The following is a 19,524-nucleotide window of genomic DNA, read 5'->3' on the forward strand; positions in this document are numbered from 1 at the left end:
CTGCTGCGGAGGCGTCGAGAGGGGCTAGCGGCGAACGGGCCAGCGCCACCTTCGAGTGGCAGCGAGAAAGCTCGCGTCGATCCGCGACACGACTGCAGCCTGTGACGCGTCAATTCGCTGCGAGATAAGCGCTGTGAAGAATATCCGGATTCTGCCGCAACTCTTCGGGTTGGCCGGAGAACCGAATATGTCCGCGCTCCATGACGTGGACGCGATGAGAAATTCGCAACGCGATATTCGTAAACTGCTCGATCAACAACACGCCGACGCCATCCGCGGCGAGTTGCGTGATCACCGGAACCAGCCTCGCCACGATCACGGGGGCAAGACCGAACGACAATTCATCCGCAAGGATATAGCGCGGGCGATCGACGATGGCTTGGGCAAGTACGACCATCTGCTGCTGACCGCCGGAGAGCGATCCCGCCCGCGCGTCGAGCTTCTGGCGAAGCTCGGGAAACGTATCGAGCGCCGCCTCGATGCCGTCCTCCCGCTTGCGGCCCGGCAAATGATGACCGGCGACCCGAAGATTATCGAGGACCGATAATTCGCCGAGGACGTGGTGGCCCTCGGGGACGGCCGCAACTCCGAGACGGCGAACCTGCTCGGGCCGGAGGCCGGCAATCGACTTGCCGTCGATCAGCACATCGCCGGAGGAAACCGGCAATGCACCAGCCGCGGCGAGCACCAGCGAACTCTTGCCAGCCCCGTTGGCGCCGAGCAGAGCCGTGACCTGCCCCGGCGGAATCTCGAGGTTCACGCCATGCACGACCTGCTTGCCACCGCGCGCAATCGTCAGACGCTCGATCCGGATGCACTCGGTCATGCCGCTTCTCCGAGATAGGCGGCGCGCACTTTCGGATCCTTCAGGGTCGAACCGACAGGGCCGTAGGCGATCATGGTGCCGAAATCGAGAACCAGCGTCTTCGTACAGGTCGACGAGATCAGGTCGACGTCGTGATCGACGAGCAACACCTGGGCGCCGCAGAACGCCGGGAGGCCGACAATGGTCTTACGCAGAAAATCAGACTCGGATTCGCTCAGGCCGGCACCGGGTTCATCCATCATGACGATCTTCGGCGCGCCGACGATGCATCGCGCGATTTCGACCATACGCCGGTCGCATGTTGCGAGGGCGCTCCCCATCAGATGGGCTCGATCCGAGAGACCGGTATAGCGCAGAGCCGCGTTGATGACCTCGTTGCGGCTGCTCGTCCCATATGGAATGTGATCGAGCATCCCCGCGACGTTGTCCCACACCGAGAGATTAAGCACCACCTGCTCGGTCTGGAAGGTGCGACGGATCCCGAATGCCGAACGCCGATGCGTCGCTAGACGAGCGATGTCCTGTCCGTCGATCTTCACGGAGCCGGCGGTCGGCGTGATGAAGCCGCTGAGCACGTTGAGCAACGTCGTCTTGCCCGCGCCGTTCGGACCGATCAATCCCGTTACCGGTGCATCGAGTGAGGCCGTCAGCGCGTTCAGGGCCGTAACCCCGCCGAACCTGACCTCCAGGCCGTCGATCTCGATCATACCGTCTTCTCCCGTCGCACCTGCCCGAGGAGCACCTTGACGCGCCCGACGGCATCAAGGATTTGGCCCGCAATGCCGTGCGGGGCGGTAATCAACGCATGCAACAGGCCGGCCCCAAAGACGATCGTCGCGATATTGCCGTCGATATGCCAATCGTTGAGGAGGCCGGGAACAGCTCGCAGCAGCAAGCCCGCCAAAATCGGACCCAGCCAGCTATAGGCACCGCCGATAACGGTCACCGCAAAGAGCAGGACAGATTCGCTCGCCGGAAACGACGTCAAGTCGAGCGTGCCGATGAGGCCCGCGAGCAGCCCGCCGCATATGCCCGCAAGGAAGCCGGCGAGCACAAAGGCCCATATCTTGTAGGAGACGATATTGACGCTTGCCGACAGCGCGCACGCTTCGCTGCGACGTATCATCGCCCAGGCGCGTCCGACTCGCGAACGCTGATGCCAGAGAACGATGAGATAGCCGATGACGAGCGCTCCCAGGCAATAGCGAAAATAGCCGGCGTCCGTCGTCGCCAATTCAGGGCGGTTCATATATTGGCGCGGCCCATTGTAGATCTTGCCGATGAATCCGGCTCCTCCGTCGGGGAAATCAATGGCGGTGATCACCACCTGGAAACCGCCCGCGATCATCAAGGTGACCAACGCGAGATAGAGACCGCGCATGCGGAGTGCCGGCAGCCCGAAGATCAGGCCGAGCAGCGCTGCGCCGACACCACCGCACAGCAGAGACATTTCGAAGGGCCAGTGGATTGCATGCCAGGAGCGCAACGCGACCCAACCGCCGATGCCGACCAACGCGAACTGGCACAGGGACACCATGCCCAATTGCGCATAAAGAATTCCGGTGGCGAGCGAGCCGAGCGCCAGGATGGCAGAAGCGGTCAGCACACGCAGCCAGTAGGAACTGACGATTTCGGGCGTCGCCAGCGCCACCACCAGCGCGGCGGCAAGTCCGGCGGCGACCCCGACCAATGCGCCACGGCGTACACTCCCTGCAGGGGCGCTTGTGCGCGCATCGTCAGCTCCGAGCCCCGCTCCTCCGCCGATCAGGGGTTGCCCATGACGCTGCAAGAAGACCAGGGCGATGATGGCAAAAACGAAGGGCGTCAACGTGCGATAGGGCGCGATGGACGGAAATGGCGTACCGACTGCTTCGATCACGCCGATTGCCAAGCCGCCCATCACCGCGATACCCAGCGATTGCACACGCCCGGCGATTGCGGCCGCAATTGCCGGAATGACCATGAACGTCAGGAACAGGGGCTGCATCCGCGCGAGGTTCGCGAGCAGGATGCCGCTGACGCCGGCAATCAGCCCCGACATCGCCCACGCCCAGGAATCGACCTTGAGGACTGGCACGCCGAGCAGCGCACTGATTTCGCGGCGGTTGGCGAGCGCGCGCATCGCGAGCCCCATGCGAGTCCGCCCCAGAAAAAAGATCGTGCCGACCGTAACGACGCAAGTTAATCCCAGCGCGATCAGGCGCGTGTAGGTCACCCGCACATCCAGAATCCGGACACCCAGACTGTCGGTCGGCAGACGCAGAACACGGCCGTATTCACCCCAGACGAAATCCATGACGCCGAGTAGCGCGAGCGCCAGGCCGAGCGTGGCCACCGCTCGCACCACCGGATCGCTATGAGCGACGCGCGGAGCCAGGAGCCGGCCATAGGCCAGCGAAACCGCTATCGCGGCGGTCACACCTGCAATCCAGCCGATCCAGGGAGGACCACCAGAGTTTCCGATCTGCCAGGCGATGATCGCCGAAAACGCACCGATCGCACCTTGCGCGAGATTCACGACGCCGGAAGCACGAAAAAGAATCACGATTGCGACCGCCGAAAGCGCATACACAGCGCCGGTGGCGAGCCCGGAAACGACGAAAGGACCAAGGGTTGGCACGATCACCTACTCGATTGTTTGAGGCGCCAGGCGCTCCATGAATTGCCGTTGGTGGACGGCGGCCTATGCCGCCGGGGACCGAGGGCGACGATCATCGCACTCGGTCCATTTCCGATTCCGTCCAAGCACGTCCGCCTATTTGCGAATGCCCAGCTCTTTCTCGGTCGCCAGGACGTCGGACAGATCGGGATCTTCGACCTCGAAGCAGGACTGCTGGGTCACCCATTGCCCGCCCGATGTCACAGCCACCGATCCGGCGTGGTTGGGATTGTGCCGATTGCCCGGGCCGAAATACCAAGGGCCGCACGCGATGTCGGATTCAAGGCCCGACTTCATGCCGCGGAGAGCGGCCGTAACGGATGCACGGTCGATCTTCGCCGGGTCCATCTGCAGCATGACCTCGACGATCCAACGCGCGGCCAGATAACCTGCCTGATTGAAAGTATCGCGCTGGACATTCTTGGAGGCATATTTGTCGAGCACCGCATACCAGTTCAGCATGTCGGGTGATTTCTTGTCGAAAGGCTCGAGCTCGAGCTGGGCGTAGACCTTGTTGTCCCAATAGGGACCGATCGTTTTCGGAAACTCGAGATTGTAGACCGAGGTCGGCGCGGCGAACTTTACCTTGGGAGCAAGATCCTGGTCCTCGGCGGCCTTGAGCAAGGCGATCACACCGTCACGCGGCAAGCTCGCCTCGATCAGGTCGGGCTTGAAGGACATTGCCTGGAGGACGATGGAGGTCATGTCGATCGCCGCGGGATCGATCAGGATCACGTTGACCACCACGCCCTTGGAAGCTCCCCACGCCTTGACGCCGTCGCAGGAGAAATCGCCAACGCCGGGAATGTTGGGCGCAACGCAGACGACACTCTTGATGCCAAATTTCTGGTGCATGTACTGCACAGCTCCAAGGTTGCTCAATCGAGGACCTGCGTTCGTCGACGAATAGTTCCTGCCAAAGAAGCAATCCCGGGGGATGCCGACGCCGGCGACGACGAGCACGTCGTTCTTCTCGTAGGTCGCTTCGTTAGCCGCGCACTCCACGAAGCTGTTGCTGCCCGCCAGGGCAACCACCTTCTTGTCGACCACAAGCTTGGCAGCGGCTTGCGCGGCCTGCTCCGGCTTCCAGGCGTCGTCCTCCAGCGTGTATTCGATCGGGCGGCCATTGATCCCGCCATTCTCGTTGACGCACTTGAAATACGCCGCAGCCGCATCGCCCGAAGAGCTGAAGTCCGCCGGGCCAGTCCGACCAACAATCCCGCCGATCGGAATGGGCGCACCGGTTGCGGGCTTGCCCGTATTCAATCCGCATTTCGGCGCCGAGGCGGCTTCTGCGGGATCACCGAACGCCAATGCTGCAAGTGCGCATATGACCGCCACCACGGTCCCTTTTACAGATGGTCTCATCAAACTCCCCCTTTGCTCAAGTGATCGACGGCTACGACAAACCTTGCGCTTCTTTGTGAAGCTCGCCGCCGGCGCTCCACACGGTTGAAAGCCACTCTCCCATGCATCTCGACGGCCGCTCCGGATGGCCATGGCATCGGCGATCGCGCGCTCGACAACCCACTCATCAAAGTGCACTCGAAGCCGGGGCAAGCGGCGTCTTCCCGGCGATGAGATCCGCGGCGCGCTCGGCAATCATGATTGTCGGTCCGTTGGTATTGCCTCCCGGCACGGTTGGCATGACCGAGGCGTCAACCACCCGCAGCCCTTCCAGGCCCCGCACGCGCAGTTGCGGATCGACCACTGCCGCAGGCCCAACTCCCATCGCGCAGGTGCCGACGGGATGATGGCCGACCTCGGCGGTTCGCCGGACGAATGCGTCAAGATCGGCGTCGGAGACGATCTCGGCGCCAGGCGACGTCTCACGCTCGATCAGCGAGCCGAGCGGCGGCGTGTTGTATATGCGTCGTACCAAACGAATGCATTCGCGTGCTGTCGCGCGATCGTTTTCGGTTCCCAGAAAGTTGAGCTGGATACGCGGTGGGTCACGCGGATCGGCCGAGCGCAGACGCAATTCGCCGCGGCTTTCGGGATAATTGATCGACGGATATCCCTCCAGCATGTGCTGTTGCGCCGGCGTGATTCCGGGAAACCACACTTTGGCGTCCATGCGCGTCGAGTTGAAAAAGAGCTGTATGTCCGGTCGCTCGACATCGGGACGGCTGCGCACGAAGGCGAGTGCCGTCAATGCCTGGGTCGCAAAATCACCCGTGCGGAACATGGCCCATTGCAGCACCGACAGCGCGACGCGATCGGCCCGCAGGCGGCTCAGGAAGGTGATCGGCTGCTTGATCGCGAATTGAATGTGAAACACCACGTGTTCGGATAGATTCTTGCCGACGGCCGGCAGTTCGTGAACCGGGGTTATCCCGTGTTCGGCAATTTCATCTGCCGGCCCGATACCCGACAGCAGGAGAAGCTGCGGTGAATTGTAGCTCCCACCGCACAGGATCACCTCGCGCCTCGCGCGAACGGACACGCGCTTGCCGTTCGCAACGTAGGTCACGCCCGTCGCGCGGCCCTTCTCGATCAGGATCCGCTCCGTCAGGGCGCCGATCTGCATGGTGAGATTGGCCCGCTTCAACGCGGGGCGGAGGTAGACCGCCGATGCGCTGCTGCGCACGCCGTTCTTGATCGTGAGGTCGACGATGCCAAATCCCTCGGGCTGCGCGCCCGAGAAATCCTCAGTCATCGGAATCCCCGCGGCAATCGCCGTGTCGCGGATCAACTCGAAATTCAGGTTGGAAACGTCGGTTGGGCTGACGCCGAGCGGTCCAGCGCCGCCGTGATAGTCGCCTTCACCTCGCCAGCTACCCTCGGCGCGCTTGAAATAGGGAAGAACGTCGGTGTAGCTCCAGCCTTCGCACCCAGCCTGCCGCCACAAATCATAGTCGCGCGGATGTCCCCGCACGTAGAGCATGCCGTTGATTGACGAAGAGCCTCCCAGGACTTTGCCGCGCGGGAGCGACAGGCGCCGCCCGTCGAGAAAGGGCTCCGGCTCCGTCGTGTAATTCCAGTTGAACTTGGGACCGCGCCAGATCTGGCGCCACGCCAGCGGCATCTTCATGAAGATGCTGTTGTCCTTGCCGCCAGCCTCAAGCACGAGGACACTGACTTTCGGATCCTCGCTCAGGCGATTCGCCAATACACAACCGGCCGAACCGGCGCCTACAATGACGTAGTCAAACTCGCCCACGTGCCCCCTCCCCAATCGCAGCAACCAGGCTCAGATGAACATGTCGTTGTTGATTGGGAGGCCGTTCGCCTCGCAGTAGCGCGTGTAGTGTTCGATGAACCAGAAGACATCGGCGGTGAAATCATGCTCGCCCTTGTCATCGAAGAATTCGATGGCGCCGTTCAGCCAGAACAGGGCCTTCATCCCGCTGGGATCGTCGGAATAGAGCGTGTGCGCCGCTCCCGGGAGCTCGTAGATGAAATCGCCGGGCCTGGCGATCCAGTCGTACTCGTAGTAGCCCCAAGACCCCTCCAGTGTGACGGCAGAGACCAAGCCGCGATGCTTGTGTGTGCCGATCCGCCCGCCGCTCTTGACCCACAGAATGTTGGCTGCCGCGTTGTTGCGAACGTCGAAACACAGGTGCTTGATGGCTGCGACGTCGCCAAAGGGAATCCAGGGTGAGGACTTGTCGTCACCCGCGATGAAGGCCCCTTCCTTCGCATAGCGCCTGATCGCCTCCGCGTGTGGCTCATCCGGCAGCTTCACGATCTTGCTCGCGTCCCGCATTCCGATTTCCCCCCAAGAGCACTTCGACCCTCTTTTGGCCGGAGGTAATCACCCCGGTCGGAAAAGGGTCAAAGAGGAAATCGCTGTTGCGCCGCAACCGCCCGTTCGAACATCGATCAAACTATTGATAACGATAGAGATGTTTTCCTCGATCGCGATCGGCGAACGCGCCTCGGCGACGATTGGGGTGAATAGGAATGGAGTATTTCATGAATTTCGATTGATCAAATAATGCAAACTCGGCAACTCTACAGCGAGATGAAAAGCTTGGTGGGTGGGAGTGCAGCCAAATGATTTCCAAGATCGAAGAGAGCAGCCTGCTCGATCGCGGTGGACGGCCGACGTTGCGGGACATGCTCTCGCAGATCGTGTACGACCCCGCTCACGCGCATATCAGCTTGCGCAACGCGCGGCTCGTCCTCCATCGCGCCTCGATCGCCGTTCAGCTCCAGGAGGAATTGGTCCGCCGCTTCGGGCCCCACGACGCGCAGGTCATTCTGCTGCGGTTGGGGTTTCAGGCGGGAACGCAAGATGCGGAGTTCATCCGCACCTCCTGGCCTGAACTCGACCTGGGGGACGCGTTCACCGCAGGCACGCGGATGCACACCATGTCCGGCGTCGTGCGCGTGCAGACCGTCTACAACGACTTCGATTTCAAGCAGAACAAGTTTGCAGCGGAGTTTCTCTGGCACGGTGGAATGGAGGCGACCGAGTTTCTCAATCGCCAACGCAACGCGTCGGAGCCCGTTTGCTGGATGCAGGTCGGCTACGCGTCGGGATATGCCAGCTACTTCTTCGACAAACTGATCGTCTACAAGGAAACGGAATGTGCCGCGATGGGGCACAAGCACTGCCGGGTGACCGGCAGGACGGCCGACGGCTGGGGTGCCGACGACCCCACGGTTCGCATGTTCCGCGAGGAAGTCGTTCCATCGCTTGCAGACCTTCCGCGCAGGAGCGGCAGGGTCGGATCGACGATCCGTGCGCCGACAAGAACGACGACCAAACACGTGATTGCAAACCTCGAAGACGTTGTGCTGGAGCCCATCCGCAGCCAGCTGGACAACGTTGCCGCAGGAGGGCTGCCTGCGCTGATCGTCGGTCCGCATGGTTGCGGAAAACACCTCGCGGCGCGCTACCTGCATCAGCAGCGCCACGGAGCGGACGGCCGATTGCGGCGCTTCGTCTGCAGGTCCCTCACCAGCGAGCAGATCGATATCTGGCTGCGGAAATTGAAACAATCGCGTGAGACGTGGCTGCTGGAGAATATCGAGACGTTGCCCGAGGAATGCCAACTCCTGTTGGCCGAAAGAGTCGAGAATCAGGACCTGCCGCCCGGGCTGCAATTGGCCGGCACATCCACTCATCGACTGAGCGAGTTGATCGCCATACCCGCGCTCCGCCGGGACTTTCTCTTCGCTCTTGCGGTTCTGCCGATCGAGCTTCCCGGCCTTCAGGACCGGCGTGGCGACATCGCCGATATCGCTCGTGCCATGCTCGCTGGGATGAAGGAGAACGACGCCTCGCCGCAGTATCGTCTCTCCCGTGCGGCGCTCGACGCGCTCAAGGCGATGGCTCTTCCCGGAAACCTCCCGCAATTGCGCTCGGTTCTCCTGAGCGCCTCGTTCAACGCCAGGCTCGACGGCGGCAACGGGCTATTGCGGGAAATTCAACCGAAGCACCTCTCGCGCGACCTGGTCACGGCATCTCCGAGTTCTGCAGACACCTATGTAGGTGGCATAGTGGATCAGATGGCTGCCAAATCGCTCACGATCAACGAGCTAAGCCAACGAATCTACACGGAGGCGCTGCGGCGTTCGGGCGGGAAGATTTCGACGGCAGCGCGGATGCTCGGCATCACCAGGCCCCAGTTCGTTTATCGGGCGAGAGGAATCGATCCCGGGAATTGAGGACCGGCTCTGACCTTTTGCAATTTGTACACTAAGGCGCGCGAGATCCCGCCTTGGCATCTTCGCTGCTTGCCGAGAACAGGAACTCACCAAAATGCGATCCCGGTCGTCGCCGGCGCTCTCCGATCATCATTTTCCGGCCTGGAGCGGGGCAAGATCGTCGTGGATCTGCCCAATCTGCTCCTCGACCTCCTTGGCGTAGGCCTTGAGACCGACGGGCATGGCTGCCGTGCCCCAAATCATTGCGCACGTCATTGCGCGCAAAAAACATCGAAACTATAAGTACTTGAAAGGATGGTCGGAGTGGCAGGATTCGAACCTGCGACCCCTGCGTCCCGAACGCAGTGCTCTACCGGGCTGAGCCACACTCCGACAAGAAGGCGGCTTATAGCGTCGGGTTTGGCGCACCGCAAGCGGCCGATTTAAGGAATTTAATCCCTGTGAAAACGGGCCTGAAAACGCTGATTCGACCGGCCGGCCGGGACGCCGCCGAGGCCGCCGCCCGGACGCTTGCCGCCGGGGGCCTGGTGGCGTTCCCGACCGAGACGGTCTACGGGCTCGGGGCGGACGCCGCCAACGCCGTTGCCATCGCCCATCTCTACGCGGCCAAGGGGCGGCCCGCCTTCAACCCGCTGATCGCCCATGTCGCGGACCTCGCGGCAGCAAAGCGGATCGGCCGGTTCGACGCGCGCGCGACCGCGCTTGCGGAGACGTTCTGGCCGGGGCCGCTGACGCTGGTGGTGCCGAAGACGGACGATTGCCCTGTCGCGGAGCTTGCGACCGCGGGCCTCGACACGGTCGCGATCCGCATTCCCGCGCACCCGGTCGCGCAAGACATCCTGCGCGCCTTTGGCGGCGCGGTGGTGGCGCCGTCCGCAAATATCTCGGGCCACGTCTCACCGACGTTGGCCGCGCATGTCGAGGCCGACCTCTCCGGCCGCATTGACCTGATCGTCGATGGCGGACAGGTCGAGGTCGGGGTCGAATCGACCATCGTCGGCTGCTTCGAGGCGCCGATGCTGCTGCGGCCCGGTGGGCTCGCGCGCGAGCGGATCGAGGCCGTGCTCGGCGCGCCGTTGGCGCGGCCGCCGGCCGACCTCGAAAGCGACAGCATTCAGCCGCTGGCGCCGGGCATGCTCGCCTCGCATTACGCACCCCGCGCCGCCGTACGGCTCAATGCGCGCGACGTTGAGCCCGGCGAGGCGCTGCTCGCCTTCGGCCCGGCACGCTCACCCGGCTGCGAAGCGGCGGCCGCCGTCATGAATTTGTCGCCCACGGGTGATCTCGATGAAGCCGCCGCCAATCTGTTCGGCTATCTTCGCGCGCTCGACGCGAAGAGCCCGCGTGGAATTGCGGTGATGCCGGTGCCCGAAGACGGGTTAGGCGAAGCGATCAACGACCGGCTGCGGCGCGCCGCGGTCGCGCGGTAGCGCATGATCCGGAAAAGTGTGTTGCGGTTTTCCGATCAGATCATGCGCAAAATCATGAAGAGTAAGAAGAGATGAACGTCAATAAATCCGCCAACCCGCCGCTGTCGCCCGAACTGATCGAAAAATTCCGCAAGATCGTCGGCGACAGGCACGCGATCACGGACGCGGCCGACATCGAGGCTTACGTCACCGAGGAGCGAAATCTGTTCCACGGCCGCTCGCCGCTCGTGCTGCGGCCCGGCTCGACCGCGGAAGTCTCTGCGATCTGCAAGCTCGCCTCCGAGCACAGAATCGCGCTGGTGCCGCAGGGCGGCAACACCGGGCTGGTCGGCGGCCAGACGCCGCACAATGGCGAGGTCGTGGTGTCGCTGCGGCGCCTCGACAAGATTCGCGAAGTCGACACGGCATCGAACACCATGACCTGCGAGGCCGGCGTGGTGTTGCAGATTGCGCAGCAGAAGGCGGCCGAGGTCGACCGGCTGTTCCCGCTGTCGCTCGGGGCGGAAGGAAGCTGCACCATCGGCGGCAATCTCTCGACCAATGCCGGCGGCACCGCTGCACTGGCTTACGGCGTCGCGCGCGAGATGGCGCTGGGGCTCGAGGTCGTGCTGGCGGACGGCCGCGTGCTCAACGCGCTGTCGAAGCTGAAGAAGGACAACACGGGCTACAACCTGCGCAACCTCTTCATCGGCGCGGAAGGCACGCTCGGCATCATCACGGCGGCAACGCTCAAACTGTTTCCAAAGCCGCGGGCGGTCGAGACGGCGTTCGTCGGGCTGAAATCGCCGGCGGCTGCCCTCAAGCTGCTGACGATCGCGCAAGGCGAAGCATCGAATGCGCTGACGAGCTTTGAACTGCTCGCGGAGATGGCGGTCGACTTTTCGATCCGCCACGGCATCGACGTGCGCGATCCGCTTGAGGAGAAGCATCCCTGGTACGTGCTGATGGAATTGTCCTCGCCGCGTGACGATGCGCGCGCGACGTTGGAGGCAATTCTCGCCCGCGCCATGGAGGACGAGATCGTCGACGACGCCGTGATCGCGGCGAATTTGACCCAGCGCGCGGGCTTCTGGAAGCTGCGCGACGAGATGTCCGCGGCGCAGAAGCCGGAGGGCGGCTCGATCAAGCACGACATCTCCGTGCCGGTGGCCGCCGTGCCGGCCTTCATCGCGGAAGCCGACGCCGCGGTTGTCAAGCTGATCCCCGGCGCGCGGCCGGTGCCGTTCGGTCATCTCGGCGACGGCAATCTGCATTACAATGTCAGCCAGCCGGTCGGCGGCAACAGTGCCGACTTCCTCGCGCGCTGGCATGATGTGAACGCCGTGGTGTTCGCCATCGTGCTGCGCATGGGCGGCTCGATCTCGGCGGAGCACGGCATCGGCGTGCTCAAGCGCGACGAGCTGCCCGACGTCAAGGACAAGACCGCGATCGAACTCATGCGCCAGGTCAAGGCGATGCTCGATCCCCAGGGCATCATGAACCCGGGAAAAGTGCTGTGAACGCGCCCGTCTCGCCGACCCCGCTCGCGATCGGTCCGATCGCCGATGGCGACATCGAAAACGTCGTCGCGCTGTGGCAGCGCTGCGGCCTGACACGCCCGTGGAACGATCCGCACGCCGACATCGCGCTCGCGCGGCGCCGCGATAATTCCACCGTCCTGGTGGGGCGCGAGGGCAACGCGATCCTGGCAACGGTGATGGTCGGCCATGACGGCCACCGCGGTTGGGTCTATTACGTCGCAGTCGATCCCGACCGCCGCGCGCGCGGCCTCGGCCGGGCGATCATGGCTGCCGCGGAAGATTGGCTCCGCGAGGCCGGCATCCAGAAGCTCCAGCTCTTGGTCCGGCGCGAGAACGCGCAGGCCAACGCGTTCTATGCGTCGCTTGGATTTGCCGAGTCGACCTCGGTGATGTTCGCAAAGTGGCTCGACGGCCGCGAACCTACTCCATGAAATCGCGATAGAGGCCCGCATGTCCGTTTCCGATCGCGTCCGCGTCAAAGACGTCCGCGTGCTCTCCGACAAGAAATACCTGCTGAAATCGACCACGTTCGAGTGGCGGCGCAACAACGGCGAATGGCAGACGCAGGTGCGCGAGGTCTATGACCGCGGCAATGGCGCGGCGCTCCTGCCCTACAGCCGCCAGCGCCGCACCGTGGTGCTGGTGCGGCAGTTCCGCCTGCCCGCCTTCGTCAACGGCTATGACGACCTCCTGATCGAGACCGCCGCCGGCATGCTCGACGATGCCGCCCCCGAAGCGCGTATCCGTGCCGAGGCCGAGGAGGAGATCGGCTACCGCCTGCACGACGTCCACAAGGTGTTCGAGGCCTTCATGACCCCCGGCGCGGTGACGGAGAAGATCCATTGCTTCGTCGCGGAGTACGAGCCGGAGATGCGGATCAGTGACGGCGGCGGCCTGGCCGATGAAGGCGAGGAGATCGAGGTGCTGGAGCTCGGCATCGACGAGGCGCTGGCCATGGTCGCCGACGGCCGCATCATGGACGCGAAGACGATCATGCTGCTGCAACACGCGGCGCTTCATATTTTCAGATAGCTGATGCGGGCGCGCCTTCACCCTCCCCTGGAGGGGTCCGAGACGAGCGTAGCTCGCTCGTGGGTCGGCGCAAAGCGCCGGGGTGGGGTGATCTCTCAACACGGGCAGCGTTCGATGCGGAGGGACCGTCACCCCACCCCGCTCGCGCTGCGCGCGATCGACCCTCCCCCTCCAGGGCCCTCCAGGGGAGGGTAAGTGGCATCGTCGATTCGGCTCCATTTCACGCCTGCAACTCAGACCTGCGCCGCCCTGCTCCCCGTTGAGCATCGCGCCGACTATCTCTAGTCTGGCAGCAACGAGAACATGAGGAGACGCGCACCATGTCAGTCCCGCGCGACGACGAATTCGGCTTTGCGCCCGATTATGACGCCCCCATCCCCTATATGCAGCGCACGCGCGACTATTACACGGCGATCGGCTACACCACGCCCTATCGCTGGGCGCATTATGTCGAGGCACCGTTCCAGCCGCTGAAGAAGCCACTCGCCCAATCGCGGGTGACCATCATCACCACGGCTGCGCCCTACGATCCGACCAAGGGCGACCAGGGACCGGGCGCGGCGTATAATGGCAGCGCAAAATTCTACCAGGTCTATGACGGCGACACGACCAAGCAACACGATCTGCGCATCTCGCACATCGGCTACGACCGCAAGCACACAACGGCGACCGACAACGGCACCTGGTTTCCGCTGCCGCAGCTTTTGAAGGCCTCCGCCTCGGGTCGCATCGGCGAGGTCGCGCCGCGCTTCTTCGGCGCGCCGACCAACCGCAGCCATCGCGTCACGCTCGACACCGACGCGCCCGACATCCTCGCGCGCTGCCTCGCCGACAAGGTCGACGTCGCGATCCTGGTGCCGAACTGCCCGGTGTGCCACCAGACCACCGCGCTGGTCGCGCGGCATCTCGAGGCCAACGGCATTCCGACCGTGGTGATGGGTTGCGCGAAAGATATCGTCGAGCACGCCGCCGTGCCGCGCTTCCTATTCTCCGACTTCCCGCTCGGCAATTCGGCCGGAAAGCCGCACGACGTCGCCTCGCAGGCGCAGACGCTCGAGCTGGCGCTAAGGCTGCTGGAGACCGCGAGCGGGCCGCAGACCACCATGCAGTCGCCGCTGCGCTGGAGCGAGGACGCCTCCTGGAAGCTCGACTACAACAACGTCGCGCAGCTCTCGCCGGAGGAACTCGCGCGCCGCCGTGCCGAGTTCGACAAGCAGAAGGAGATCGCGCGGGGCAACCGCGCGGCCTGATCAAGAAAGACATCAGGGAGGAGCGGCGTGACCCGACCGTTCGAGGGCGTGAAGATCCTGGACTTCACGCAAGTGCTGGCTGGCCCCTATGCGAGCTACCAGCTCGCGCTGCTGGGCGCCGATGTCATCAAGGTCGAGCGGCGCGAGGGCGAGGACATGCGCCGCACGCCGCTGTCGCGCGAATGGGCCGAGCGCAACCTGGCGCCGGCCTTCCAGGCCGTCAACGGCAACAAGCGCAGCCTGACGCTCGATCTGCAAAAGCCCGAGGCGATCGCGATCGTGAAGAAGCTCGCCGCGACAGTGGACGTCGTGATGGAGAATTTTCGGCCCGGCGTGATGGACAAGCTCGGCATCGGTTACGAGGCGCTGTCCGCGATCAATCCAAAGCTGATCTACTGCGCCGTCTCCGGTTTTGGCCAGACCGGACCCGATCGCCTGAAGCCGGGCTATGACGGCAAGGTGCAGGCACTGTCCGGCATCATGGCGATCACGGGCCATCCCGAGACCGGACCGACGCGCGCGGGTTTTGCCGTCTGCGACGTGCTCTCTGGCGCGACCGCTGCGTTCGCCGTCTCCAGCGCGCTCTACCAGCGTGACCGCACGGGCAAGGGCCAACTCGTGGACGTCTCCATGCTGGAGGCGACGCTCGCCTTCCTGTCGGGCCAGATCGCGGACTGGTCGGTCGCCGGCCATCGCCAGCAGCTTTCGGGCAACCAGGCGGTCAGCCGCAAGACCACGGCGAACCTGTTCAGGTGCGGCGACGGCTACATCCTACTCGCCGTCAACAACGAAAAACAGTATCGCGCGCTGATGAGCGCGCTGGGGCGCGAGGATACGTTTGGCGATCCGCGCTTTGCCGACTGGTTTGCGCGCAACGAAAACGAGCCCGCACTGCGCTCCATCATCGAAGAGGCGCTGGCGACAAAATCATCGCGTGAATGGGAGACCATTTTGGAAGACGCCGGCGCACCCTGCGCCAGCATCTGGAAGATCGAGGAGGTCATCGACCACCCGCAAATTGCGGCACGCGGCGCCATCCAGGAATTGGATACGCCCTATGGCCGCCTGCGCTTCGCCGGCAGCGGTTTTCGGCTCGCCCATGGCGGCGGCAAGCTCGACCGCATGGCGCCGGAGGTTGGCGCGGATACGGATGCGGTGCTGGGTGAGATCGGGTTCGATGCCGCTGAGATCGCGGAGCTGCGGGCGCGGGAGATAGTGTAGGCTCGCCCCGATTTCGTAGGGTGGGCAATGGCGCGCAGCGCCGTGCCCACCATCGCTCAGCTTTTTTGACGCGCAATGGTGGGCACGCTTCGCGTTGCCCACCCTACGGCAGCCAAGATCAAAACAACGACCCCTGCCCGTCATCGGCCTGCGACGCGGCCGCCTTCCGCGCCACCTTCTTCGGCTTCGGCGCTTCGGCTTCCATCTCCTCCGCGCTGATCGGCAGCAAGAGTTGCTCGTCGTCATTGGCGACGCGATTGACGCGCGTTGATACCGGATGCCAGGCGAACTCGCCGATGCGTGGGGCAATCATCAACGGCAACACCGCGTCGACCTCGTCGCCGCGGCAATCGAGCCAGCGCTCGAAATCTTCTGGGCCGATCGTCACGGGCACGCGGTCGTGCAGCGCGGCGAGATCTTCACTCGCCGCCGCCGTCACGATCGCGACGGTGTCGAGTTCTTCGCCGTTGGGGCCGACCCAGGTCTCGAACACGGCGGCAAAGCCGAGCGGCGCGCCGTCGGCGCGGTGGATGAAATAGGGCTGCTTGCGCCCGCCCTCCGCCTTCCATTCGTAATAGCCGTCGGCCGGGATCAGGCCGCGCCGCCTGCGAATCGCGTTCTTGAAGGCGGGCTTTTCCAAAACCGTCTCCGAGCGCGCGTTGATCAGGAGCGTGAAGCCGCGGGGGTCCTTGACCCAGGTCGGCAGCAGCCCCCAGCGCATCAACTGGAAATGGCGCGCGCCCTTGTCGACGAACACGACCGGGATCGGTTGCGTCGGCGCCACGTTATACCGGGGCGGGAAATTCGGCTGCTCCAGATAGCCAAAGAGTTGCCGCAGGGCCGCAGGGGCCGAGGTTATGACGAAGCGTCCGCACATTCTGAGAGCCTATATAGGGTCCATTCAGGTCCTTTTAACCCCAAACGTTAACACTGCCCCCGATGAACTCGATGGTCGCCACCCCCGCGCAAAAGCAAGTCGTGACGGGCGCCGAGGCGGCGGCCTGGGCCGAGCGGCTGCGCGTGGCCAATATCAACCCGCGGACCGGCCTTGCCACCGACTATCTGAACCATTTCAATGAAGCCGTGATGCTGCTCGAAATGGTCCCGGACATGCCGGAATGCGCCGAAGATTTTCTGACCTGGACGCCGCTGTCCTATGCCGAGCATTTCACGGCCTCGAATTTCAAGGCGCGCGACCTCGCCATTGAGGCCTATGAGAGGACCGAGCCTGCCGTGCGCGCCCAGTTCGACCACATCACCGACACCATGACCTCGATCCTGACGGCGGTCGGCTCGGCCATGCGCGAGGTCGAGCAGGACAAGACCCGCGTCCGCCTCGCCGAGCAGGCCACCCTCTGGGTCAAGCCGCTGATCGCGGCCTGCGGCGGCATCATCAATGGCGGCAGCGAAGCCGACATCGACAACATAATGGCGGGCTGACGCGATGAGATTCGGTCGAACCTTGCGGCACGCACGGTCAACCTCTCTTTTAGGGAGAGGTCGGCGCGGAGCGCCGGGTGAGGGGTTACGCTCCCTCGTGAGAACTGAGCCCCCTCACCCGATTTGCTGCGCAAATCGACCTCTCCCCGCTGGGGAGAGGTGAAGAGCCGTGTCGTCGCCCGCTCAGCCCGCCCGCCCCCAGCTCGCCGTCAGCGCCGCGATCTTCCGCGAGGGCAAGGTGCTGCTGGTCCGCCGCGCCCGCTCGCCCGCCAAGGGTTTTTATTCGCTGCCGGGCGGCCGGGTCGAATTCGGCGAATCGCTGCATCAGGCGCTCGCGCGCGAGGTCAACGAGGAGACGGGGCTCCAGATTGAGATCGTGGGCCTCGCCGGCTGGCGCGAGGTGCTGCCGGCGGCCGGCGGCGCCGGTCATTACCTCATCATGTCCTTTGCCGCCCGCTGGGTCGGTAAGGAACCCAATCTGAACGACGAGCTCGACGACTTCCGCTGGCTCGTGCCGTCCGAATTCCACGCGCTTGGCGACCTCAAGCTGACCGGGGGGCTGGAAGAGGTCATTTTGCAGGCGGAACGGCTGATTCGGGCCTGATCCGGGTCCTGATCCGGGTCCTGATCCGGGTTCCTGGCCTGCCTTGCTTCCCCTGGCCAGAGGGGGCATATCACCGCCGATGTTCCCGCGATATCTCGCCATTCTTGCCCTGATTCTCGCCTGCGCCGCGCTGCCTGCCCGGGCCCAGGACGCGGCCGCGCCGTTCGACGGCGACCTGCAGCGGCTCGCGGAAATCCTCGGCGGCCTGCACTATCTGCGCGGCATCTGCGGGGCCAATGAGGGCAACAAATGGCGCAACGAGATGCAGGCGCTGATCGACGCCGAAACCCCCTCCGGCGAGCGCCGCACCCGCATGATCGCCGGCTTCAACCGCGGCTATAACGGCTTCCAGCAAACCTATCGGAGCTGCACGCCGGCCGCCTCCGTCGCGATCCGCCGCTACATCGAGGAAGGCTCGAAAATCTCGCGCGATCTGACCGCCCGCTACGCGAACTGAGCTGCGCCACGCGCGCACGTGGAACCACTCATCCACATTGTTCAGGCCCGTTAACCGTTCTTAAAGATGTGGACTAGGCGGTTCCGGCGCGCGTGCTACACGTTAATGACCAGCGCGTCGCCGTGGATTGCGCCTCCAGCCTTTGTCCGGGATTCATGAGTTCTCCGATTTCCTACGCACCCGCCCGCGCGCCGCTGCCCGATCACGAGCAGAAGCAGGCTGCACTCAGCTATCTCAACGAGGCATGGGCCGAAGCACGCCATGATGGCGTCGATGGCGACTGCCTCGCGCAGGCGAGCCTGTTTGCCGCGCTCGCCGAGCTCGTCGGCACCTATGGCGAAGATCCGGTGGCAAAGTTCGTCGAGGGTCTTGCCGGACGCGTGCGCAACGGCGAATTCTCCGTCGACCTTGCGAGGCAGTAAGCCTTCCCAAAAAATGACCCCGCTCGGACGAGCGGGGCCAGTTTCGGATGAATGACCCGCGACACGTCGCGATGTCTGGGGTCGTTATCGCACGGATGCAGGTCCGCGTAGATAAGCAATAGTCCGGAAAACGTCGGGAGTTCTTCCCGACACCTGGGAACCGCTACGGTGCGATCTTGAGTGTCGCTTTCATGTTCGGATGAAAGCGGCAGTAATACTCAACAGTTCCGGCCTTCTTCACGACTGACGTCGCCGACTTCTTTGCCGGCAGATTGACGTCGAAATCGCCGTTCACAGCCGTCGCCGTATGGGCGAAGACGTCCTTGTTGATCCACTCGACGGTGTCGCCAACCTTCAACGCGACGTCAGCCGGCGTGATCTCGAGATTCTCCATCGTGATCTGAACCGTCTCCGCGCCTGCCGGGACGATCATCGATACCAACGCGATCGCGGTTGCGATCGACAACAGCCGTCCCGGCCTCATCGCGCGCCTCCTATTTCAACTCGGCCGCGACATGCTCGGCGTGCTGCTGATGGCCCTGAAAGATCTTCAGGCCGGTCTGCAGCAGGCTCTTCAGCTCGGCATTGCTGGCGGACGGAATGAGCTGGGTTTCCAGCGCGCCGTTGACCGCCTTGTGGTACGCAACCTCGTTGGTGACATAGGCCTTGTCGAAGGCTGCGCCGTCGAGCTTGTCGAGCTCGGCAAGCTTGTCGCTCGCCTGCTTGCTCAGCGTGCGGCTGGTGTCGTTATCCTCCGGCGTGACGTTCAGCTTCTTGACCAGCTCGAGCGCCTGCTTGTTGACGGCCTCATGGTCGCGGACCATGTCCTCGGCGAACGCCTTGACGTCCTTGTTCTTCGCCTTCTTCACCGCCTGCTTGGCGGCGTTGATGTCGATTACGCCTGCAGTGTAGGCGATATGCGCGATCTGCGGATCGGTCGGCTTGTCGGCCGCTCTGGCGCCCTGCAGCACAGGGCTGGACAAAAGGGCGACCGCGGCGATCGCCACGCTCCATCGAATGAACATGTTTGACACTCCTGTGGTG

20 protein-coding genes and 1 tRNA gene are annotated in these 19,524 nt (G+C 63.8%); 11 read left to right on the forward strand and 10 right to left on the reverse strand.

The annotated features are described in order from the left end of the window. Positions 1–109 precede the first annotated feature (109 nt). From JQ632_RS06360 to JQ632_RS06385, 6 genes are all read right to left on the reverse strand, one after another. Positions 110–826: an ABC transporter ATP-binding protein gene (locus JQ632_RS06360; protein WP_212401428.1), complete on the reverse strand. Its 717-nt coding sequence runs from the start codon at positions 824–826 to the stop codon at positions 110–112. Then, positions 823–1,533 (reverse strand): ABC transporter ATP-binding protein, encoded by a 711-nt coding sequence (locus JQ632_RS06365; protein WP_212401429.1) that lies wholly within the window; start codon positions 1,531–1,533, stop codon positions 823–825. Before JQ632_RS06365 ends, JQ632_RS06360 begins: the two co-directional genes overlap by 4 nt. Next, positions 1,530–3,452, reverse strand: a complete 1,923-nt coding sequence (locus JQ632_RS40230) for an ABC transporter permease (protein ID WP_212401430.1) — start codon at positions 3,450–3,452, stop codon at positions 1,530–1,532. Before JQ632_RS40230 ends, JQ632_RS06365 begins: the two co-directional genes overlap by 4 nt. Positions 3,453–3,581: 129 nt before the next feature. Next, positions 3,582–5,087: an ABC transporter substrate-binding protein gene (locus JQ632_RS06375; RefSeq protein ID WP_249151454.1), complete on the reverse strand. Its 1,506-nt coding sequence runs from the start codon at positions 5,085–5,087 to the stop codon at positions 3,582–3,584. Then, positions 5,020–6,648, reverse strand: coding sequence for a GMC family oxidoreductase (locus JQ632_RS06380; RefSeq protein WP_212401431.1), 1,629 nt, complete (start codon positions 6,646–6,648; stop codon positions 5,020–5,022). Before JQ632_RS06380 ends, JQ632_RS06375 begins: the two co-directional genes overlap by 68 nt. Positions 6,649–6,678: 30 nt before the next feature. Further along, complete coding sequence (locus JQ632_RS06385) at positions 6,679–7,194, reverse strand: 2,4'-dihydroxyacetophenone dioxygenase family protein (protein ID WP_212401432.1); 516 nt, start codon at positions 7,192–7,194, stop codon at positions 6,679–6,681. A 290-nt stretch (positions 7,195–7,484) separates the two neighbouring features. On the opposite strand from JQ632_RS06385, the gene JQ632_RS06390 reads away from it, so the two are divergent. Beyond that, entirely contained in the window at positions 7,485–9,104 is a 1,620-nt protein-coding gene (locus JQ632_RS06390) for a XylR N-terminal domain-containing protein (RefSeq protein ID WP_212401433.1), read from the forward strand. 295 nt (positions 9,105–9,399) lie between these two features. On the opposite strand, the gene JQ632_RS06395 is transcribed toward JQ632_RS06390, so the two are convergent. Next, positions 9,400–9,476, reverse strand: a tRNA-Pro gene (locus JQ632_RS06395). Between the two features lie 68 nt (positions 9,477–9,544). Between JQ632_RS06395 and JQ632_RS06400 the strand changes: the two genes are divergently transcribed. From JQ632_RS06400 to JQ632_RS06425, 6 genes are all read left to right on the forward strand, one after another. After that, a complete protein-coding gene (locus tag JQ632_RS06400; RefSeq protein ID WP_212401434.1) occupies positions 9,545–10,534 on the forward strand; it encodes an L-threonylcarbamoyladenylate synthase in 990 nt (329 codons plus the stop codon). 71 nt (positions 10,535–10,605) lie between these two features. Next, positions 10,606–12,033: an FAD-binding oxidoreductase gene (locus JQ632_RS06405; RefSeq protein WP_212401435.1), complete on the forward strand. Its 1,428-nt coding sequence runs from the start codon at positions 10,606–10,608 to the stop codon at positions 12,031–12,033. Beyond that, positions 12,030–12,485, forward strand: coding sequence for a GNAT family acetyltransferase (locus JQ632_RS06410; protein ID WP_312015573.1), 456 nt, complete (start codon positions 12,030–12,032; stop codon positions 12,483–12,485). Before JQ632_RS06405 ends, JQ632_RS06410 begins: the two co-directional genes overlap by 4 nt. Before the next feature lie 19 nt (positions 12,486–12,504). Then, positions 12,505–13,086, forward strand: coding sequence for an NUDIX domain-containing protein (locus tag JQ632_RS06415; RefSeq protein ID WP_212401436.1), 582 nt, complete (start codon positions 12,505–12,507; stop codon positions 13,084–13,086). A gap of 320 nt (positions 13,087–13,406) precedes the next feature. After that, entirely contained in the window at positions 13,407–14,336 is a 930-nt protein-coding gene (locus tag JQ632_RS06420; RefSeq protein ID WP_212401437.1) for a glycine reductase, read from the forward strand. Between the two features lie 27 nt (positions 14,337–14,363). Next, positions 14,364–15,557 carry a CaiB/BaiF CoA-transferase family protein gene (locus JQ632_RS06425; RefSeq protein WP_212401438.1) on the forward strand — a complete coding sequence of 398 codons (1,194 nt, stop codon included), beginning with the start codon at positions 14,364–14,366 and terminating at the stop codon, positions 15,555–15,557. A gap of 118 nt (positions 15,558–15,675) precedes the next feature. On the opposite strand, the gene JQ632_RS06430 is transcribed toward JQ632_RS06425, so the two are convergent. Continuing rightward, entirely contained in the window at positions 15,676–16,434 is a 759-nt protein-coding gene (locus JQ632_RS06430; protein ID WP_212401439.1) for an SOS response-associated peptidase, read from the reverse strand. 62 nt (positions 16,435–16,496) lie between these two features. On the opposite strand from JQ632_RS06430, the gene JQ632_RS06435 reads away from it, so the two are divergent. From JQ632_RS06435 to JQ632_RS06450, 4 genes are all read left to right on the forward strand, one after another. Next, positions 16,497–16,997, forward strand: a complete 501-nt coding sequence (locus tag JQ632_RS06435) for a hypothetical protein (RefSeq protein ID WP_212401440.1) — start codon at positions 16,497–16,499, stop codon at positions 16,995–16,997. 169 nt (positions 16,998–17,166) lie between these two features. Beyond that, positions 17,167–17,601, forward strand: a complete 435-nt coding sequence (locus JQ632_RS06440) for an NUDIX hydrolase (RefSeq protein WP_212401441.1) — start codon at positions 17,167–17,169, stop codon at positions 17,599–17,601. A gap of 79 nt (positions 17,602–17,680) precedes the next feature. Then, on the forward strand, positions 17,681–18,058 hold the full coding sequence (locus JQ632_RS06445) for a TIGR02301 family protein (protein WP_212401442.1): 378 nt from the start codon (positions 17,681–17,683) through the stop codon (positions 18,056–18,058). Positions 18,059–18,213: 155 nt separating this feature from the next. Continuing rightward, complete coding sequence (locus JQ632_RS06450) at positions 18,214–18,480, forward strand: hypothetical protein (protein ID WP_140979584.1); 267 nt, start codon at positions 18,214–18,216, stop codon at positions 18,478–18,480. A 163-nt stretch (positions 18,481–18,643) separates the two neighbouring features. Here the strand turns inward: JQ632_RS06450 and JQ632_RS06455 are convergent, their stop codons facing one another. After that, complete coding sequence (locus JQ632_RS06455) at positions 18,644–18,964, reverse strand: cupredoxin domain-containing protein (RefSeq protein WP_212401443.1); 321 nt, start codon at positions 18,962–18,964, stop codon at positions 18,644–18,646. Positions 18,965–18,974: 10 nt separating this feature from the next. After that, positions 18,975–19,505 (reverse strand): DUF4142 domain-containing protein, encoded by a 531-nt coding sequence (locus JQ632_RS06460; protein WP_212401444.1) that lies wholly within the window; start codon positions 19,503–19,505, stop codon positions 18,975–18,977. Positions 19,506–19,524 lie beyond the last annotated feature (19 nt).

It is taken from the genome of Bradyrhizobium liaoningense (assembly GCF_018130955.1).
Lineage (GTDB): Bacteria > Pseudomonadota > Alphaproteobacteria > Rhizobiales > Xanthobacteraceae > Bradyrhizobium > Bradyrhizobium liaoningense_C.

Bases quoted from the DNA above. Each gene is read 5' to 3' on its own strand.
- JQ632_RS06450 (WP_140979584.1), top strand. From the start codon at position 18,214: ATGAGTTCTCCGATTTCCTACGCACCCGCCCGCGCGCCGCTGCCCGAT.
- JQ632_RS06415 (WP_212401436.1), top strand. From the start codon at position 12,505: ATGTCCGTTTCCGATCGCGTCCGCGTCAAAGACGTCCGCGTGCTCTCC.
- JQ632_RS06385 (WP_212401432.1), bottom strand. From the start codon at position 7,194: ATGCGGGACGCGAGCAAGATCGTGAAGCTGCCGGATGAGCCACACGCG.
- JQ632_RS06390 (WP_212401433.1), top strand. From the start codon at position 7,485: ATGATTTCCAAGATCGAAGAGAGCAGCCTGCTCGATCGCGGTGGACGG.
- JQ632_RS06455 (WP_212401443.1), bottom strand. From the start codon at position 18,964: ATGAGGCCGGGACGGCTGTTGTCGATCGCAACCGCGATCGCGTTGGTA.
- JQ632_RS06365 (WP_212401429.1), bottom strand. From the start codon at position 1,533: ATGATCGAGATCGACGGCCTGGAGGTCAGGTTCGGCGGGGTTACGGCC.
- JQ632_RS06445 (WP_212401442.1), top strand. From the start codon at position 17,681: ATGTTCCCGCGATATCTCGCCATTCTTGCCCTGATTCTCGCCTGCGCC.
- JQ632_RS06435 (WP_212401440.1), top strand. From the start codon at position 16,497: ATGAACTCGATGGTCGCCACCCCCGCGCAAAAGCAAGTCGTGACGGGC.
- JQ632_RS06430 (WP_212401439.1), bottom strand. From the start codon at position 16,434: ATGTGCGGACGCTTCGTCATAACCTCGGCCCCTGCGGCCCTGCGGCAA.
- JQ632_RS06460 (WP_212401444.1), bottom strand. From the start codon at position 19,505: ATGTTCATTCGATGGAGCGTGGCGATCGCCGCGGTCGCCCTTTTGTCC.
- JQ632_RS06420 (WP_212401437.1), top strand. From the start codon at position 13,407: ATGTCAGTCCCGCGCGACGACGAATTCGGCTTTGCGCCCGATTATGAC.
- JQ632_RS06360 (WP_212401428.1), bottom strand. From the start codon at position 826: ATGACCGAGTGCATCCGGATCGAGCGTCTGACGATTGCGCGCGGTGGC.
- JQ632_RS06405 (WP_212401435.1), top strand. From the start codon at position 10,606: ATGAACGTCAATAAATCCGCCAACCCGCCGCTGTCGCCCGAACTGATC.